The organism is Microcoleus sp. Pol11C2 (assembly GCF_036701505.1).
In the GTDB taxonomy this organism is placed as follows: Bacteria; Cyanobacteriota; Cyanobacteriia; order Cyanobacteriales; family Microcoleaceae; genus Microcoleus.
Genome location: NZ_JAUBQX010000104.1, coordinates 1 through 4,545, shown reverse-complemented (window position 1 = coordinate 4,545; position 4,545 = coordinate 1). Strand labels below are relative to the sequence as shown.

Annotated in this window: 4 protein-coding genes; all 4 read right to left on the bottom strand. The window is 43.6% G+C overall.

The genetic code is table 11. The annotated features are described in order from the left end of the window. Positions 1-144 precede the first annotated feature (144 nt). Entirely contained in the window at positions 145-2,511 is a 2,367-nt protein-coding gene (pcrA, locus tag QUA42_RS27370) for a DNA helicase PcrA (RefSeq protein WP_333141802.1), read from the bottom strand. A 206-nt stretch (positions 2,512-2,717) separates the two neighbouring features. Next, the gene (locus QUA42_RS27365) at positions 2,718-3,101 is read right to left on the bottom strand and encodes a YkvA family protein (RefSeq protein WP_333141800.1); all 384 of its coding nucleotides are present in this window, start codon (positions 3,099-3,101) and stop codon (positions 2,718-2,720) included. A gap of 118 nt (positions 3,102-3,219) precedes the next feature. Beyond that, a complete protein-coding gene (locus tag QUA42_RS27360; protein WP_333141799.1) occupies positions 3,220-3,780 on the bottom strand; it encodes an IS630 family transposase in 561 nt (186 codons plus the stop codon). Beyond that, positions 3,777-4,280, bottom strand: a complete 504-nt coding sequence (locus tag QUA42_RS27355) for a helix-turn-helix domain-containing protein (protein ID WP_333141797.1) — start codon at positions 4,278-4,280, stop codon at positions 3,777-3,779. Before QUA42_RS27355 ends, QUA42_RS27360 begins: the two co-directional genes overlap by 4 nt. Positions 4,281-4,545 lie beyond the last annotated feature (265 nt).

Sequence of the window (4,545 nt, the reverse complement as noted above, 5' to 3'; positions counted from 1 at the left end):
TCATTTTTTTTGTCATAATCAAGTATTGCATATAATTGTACCGTACTCATGATAATGATTTAGGATTGCTATATATAGTTGACGAATGGAGGTAATATTGTTTATTCAAGCGGTTTCAACAGCCGCAAACTCTGATATTTTTACTTACACTCGCTGCAACTTAGCTGTTCTCGGATCGATAATTTTTCTGCCCAAGCCCGAAAACTTAATTGCCAAATTAATTTTGTCGCCCGCCCCTAAAACGTGCGTAATTTCTCCAACTCCAAAAGCATGATGAAAAACCCGATCGCCGGTTTGCCAATCCGTCGATTGTCCATTGTTTCCCGGTTTAGAACTCCCGGAATTAGCGGCTGAATTATTAGTTTTTCCCTTAGATGCAGCCGTTTTGCTTGCTGGAGTTTTCTTCGCAGTTCCAGCCAGCAAATGTGTCGGTAATTCCCCTAAGAATAGCGAAGGGGTGCAGTGTTCCCGGAAACCTCCCCACAAGCGGCGTTCGCGAGTGTGGGTGAGAAATAGCAATTCCTGGGCGCGAGTGATGCCGACGTAGCACAAACGGCGTTCTTCTTCGATCGCTTTCGGGTCGTCCAAACTGCGGAAATTGGGAAATAAACCCTGTTCCATTCCGACTAGAAATACTACTGGAAATTCTAGCCCTTTTGCGGAGTGCAGTGTCATCAGCGACACGCGGGAATCTTCTTCCTGCAAATCATCTAAATCGGATGCTAAAGATGTTTTTGCTAAAAATGAAGTCAGCGTCGGTTCTTCGTTCTGTTCTTCAAATTGTAGCACCGCATTGTACAACTCTATGACGTTTTCTATGCGATTTGTGGCTTCGTCGGTTCCTTGATTTTTCAAATCTTCAATGTAGCCTGAATCTTGGATAATTCCTTGGACAATTTGCGAAGCCGGCAGAGTTTCAACTTGCGATTGCCAACGACCAATCATTTCGGCAAACTTAATAATAGCTTTTGCCGATCGCCCTGCGAGAGTATTGACAGAAGATTCATCGCTGAGGATTTCCCACAACGGAATGCCCAATTGAGTTGCAGCGTCTTCGATTTTTGAAAATGTGGTATCCCCAATGCCGCGACGGGGAGTATTGATGATGCGTTTGAGGCTGACGCTATCGTCGGGATTGGCAAGCGCCCGCAGGTATGCTAGGATATCTTTGATTTCTTTGCGATCGTAAAACTTCAGCCCGCCGACAATATTGTAAGGAATGTCTAAACGCATTAACGCTTCTTCAAAGGAGCGAGATTGAGCGTTTGTGCGGTAGAGAATCGCAAAGTTACTGCCGTTTTCGTATTCGGAGTTTTGGCGCTTCAAGGAATGAATTTGACCTGCTACAAATTCCGCTTCATCTAATTCGTTGTCCGCGCGCCAGACAACAATCGGAGCTCCCGGTTCGCGAGTCGGGCGCAGAATTTTCTCGATGCGTTCGGTATTGTGTTCGATCAAGTGGTTCGCCACTTGCAGGATGTTTTCACGCGATCGATAATTTTCCTCTAATTTTACCATTGTCCGAGTTTTATCGTCGGACAAACCATCTCCAAAATCCTCTTGAAATTCCAGCAATATGGTATAATCTGCCATCCGAAAGCTGTAAATTGATTGATCGACATCGCCCACGACAAAAATCGAGCGGTTTTGCCATTTATCGAAGCTTTTCGGATCGGCGTTATTTGTCACCAACATCCGAATCAAATCGTATTGAGTGCGGTTAGTATCTTGGTATTCGTCAACTAAAATATGGCAAAACTTTTTATGCCAGTAACTTAATACTTCCTCGTTTTGGCTCAAAAGTTTAACGGGAACCAGGATTAAATCGTCAAAATCTAGGGCATTGTTTGCTGCTAAAGCGTCTTGGTAGCGACTGTAAACATCGGCAATCACACGGCCTCGATAATCCGGTTCTGCTGCTTGATATTCTTGAGGCGACAACCCTTTATTTTTAGCGTTGCTTATGACATAGCGGACTTTTCGTGGGTCAAATTTCTTGTCGTCCAGGTTCAGGATTTTGGTGACGATTTGCTTGACGAGACTTTGAGCATCTGACTCGTCAAAAATCGAAAAGTTTTTCTTCCACTGGCGGCCTTTCTCGTCTTGGTATTTTTCTATATCGTAGCGGAGAATGCGACCGCACAAAGAGTGAAAAGTCCCCATCCAAATGTGTTTAGTAATTCTTTGGTAAATTTGCGATCGCAATTTGGTTTGCACCTCCGGGGCTAAGTCTACCAAAGGTTTGCCATATTCGCCTTCAGCTTGCTGAGTTGCCAGCAATTTCTCAATTCTTTCTTTCATCTCCCTGGCAGCTTTATTTGTAAATGTCACCGCGAGAATATTTTCAGGATCGACTCGATGCGTGCGAACTAAGTTAGCAACTCGGTAAGTTAGAGCTCTGGTTTTCCCCGAACCAGCGCCCGCTACTACTAACAGCGGCCCGTTATAATGGGCGACTGCTTGGCGCTGAGATGGGTTGAGGTGGCTGAGGAAATCAGTGGTTTGAGTCATAGCTAGAAAGTTAATTTTATTGTTTAAGGTAAATAATACTGGGATGCGATACCGCGAGTTTTTTTAACGTAAGATGCGCCTAGCGCACCCTATATTATAACTAGAATGGTAAATTTTTAAACTTTAAATATTTTTTGGTCAAACGAGTTGTTTAAGCGAAGATGCTCGGCGCGCACCCTAGACTATAAATAGATAGGTATTTTTTTTTAACGTTTAAATATCCGTGTTAGCCACATTGCTGCTAATATTCCCAAGCCAATCCAAATGGCAATAATCACAACAGCCGCAGCCCGATTTATCGGTTTTCCTCGTTCTATTTCGGCGGCTGCTTTTTCCCGACACTCGGCTAAAACCTGTGGCGGAATCATCTTCAGTACCAGCCAAATTCCCAAAGGTAAAATTATCAAATCGTCCAAGTAGCCGAGAATCGGTATGAAGTCAGGAATTAAGTCGATCGGGCTAAAAGCGTAGGCAACCGTAAGGCCTGCTAAAATTCTGGCGTACCTTGGTACTCTCTGGTCTGTACTGGCTAAATAAACAGCGTAAGTCTCTTTTTTTAGTCGGCGGGCAACTTGTTTTAAGGATTGCATCTTTTAATTTTTTACACTCTTTAATAGTCCGGACAATTTTTAAGCAGCGAAAGTACCATAATACACTAATGAAAAAAAGTTAGAATGATTTAAAATAAAATTATAGTCTAATACCAATTTAATATGAAGCTGCATAGAATAAAGCTTCCAGAATGAAAGTGTAAGAAGATAGTGAACTCATTTCTTCAGGTGTGATTTGTTGCAGAACCTGATCCAGTCGTTCGCGCAATTCCTTAAGAGTCAGAAACACTTCTCCCTTGAATTGTTGTTTGATACATTGACACACTCGTTCAATGGGATGGAGTTCAGGGCTATGGGCTGGTTGACAAACGGGAATCAAGTTATCAGGCCAGTGCAGAGCACTGGTCACATGAGTCCCCGCCTGGTCAAGTTGAATAAGTGTGATGTCATCTCCCAGTTGATGTGAGAGGGCATCAATAAACTCCTGAAATCTTTGAGTATTGAGGCGATCGTATTCTTGACAAAAATGCCAGCCGCTCAAAGGTTCGACCACCCCGTAGAGCCAAAAATTGTCACGTTTCCAGAGTACCGGTGCGATCGGTTTCACTCCAAACGCCATAATCACTTTCCCTGTTTCTGTTTTAAGTCCCAAGCGGGTCTCGTCTTGACACAAGTAACGCAGCCGTTGTCCCTTTCCAAACAAGCGTTGATAGGTCAACAGGGCTGGGGCGATGTTTTTTTAAAACGCTGATGGGCATTGGGTTCTTGCTTCCCGCTTTTGGGGCGTGGCACTTTTAATTTAGCTTTAAGTCGATAGTGTACCCAATGATAGACTGTGGGGTATGTCAGGTTCAGTTGATAAGTCTCATTGAGCCACTCCACGATTTCTCCGTAACTTTTGAAGCCTGGTGGCTGTTCCAGTCTTTTTTGTAATCCGGCAAGAGCCTCTGGACTCAAGTGGGGCAATTTTCCGGGTGCACTCTTGACTGCCAACAATTCGGACAATCCTCCCTGACGATACTTTTGCAACCACCGAGTTACCGTTGAACCATCACGTCCCAGACGTTTGGCCAGGATTTGATGCTGAGTGATTTGTCCAGTTTTTAGCCACCACAACATTTGCAACCGTTCTTTCTGACTGGCGGTACGACTGTTTTTTAGTTGTTGCTCCAAACTCTCTGCACTTTCTGCGATCGCCACCATCAGTTGACGTGCCATAACTCATCACCTCTTAACAGTATCTTTATTCTATGCAACTTCATGTAAAATTGGTATTAATCTAACTTATCAATAAAGGTACAAAGTAGATGCTTATAGAATTCGAGGCGTTTATAGAGCCCATTTGACATCTTTTACGGTCTTGTGGTAGCGTGACCGTAAAAGCATTATCCAGCAGCACCCATGCCTTATTATAGTAGTCTAACGGATTCAGAATGGGAAACAATTGAACCCATACTACATGAGATATTGCCCAAAAAGAACC

Bases quoted from the DNA above. Each gene is read 5' to 3' on its own strand.
- pcrA (WP_333141802.1), bottom strand. From the start codon at position 2,511: ATGACTCAAACCACTGATTTCCTCAGCCACCTCAACCCATCTCAGCGC.
- QUA42_RS27365 (WP_333141800.1), bottom strand. From the start codon at position 3,101: ATGCAATCCTTAAAACAAGTTGCCCGCCGACTAAAAAAAGAGACTTAC.
- QUA42_RS27355 (WP_333141797.1), bottom strand. From the start codon at position 4,280: ATGGCACGTCAACTGATGGTGGCGATCGCAGAAAGTGCAGAGAGTTTG.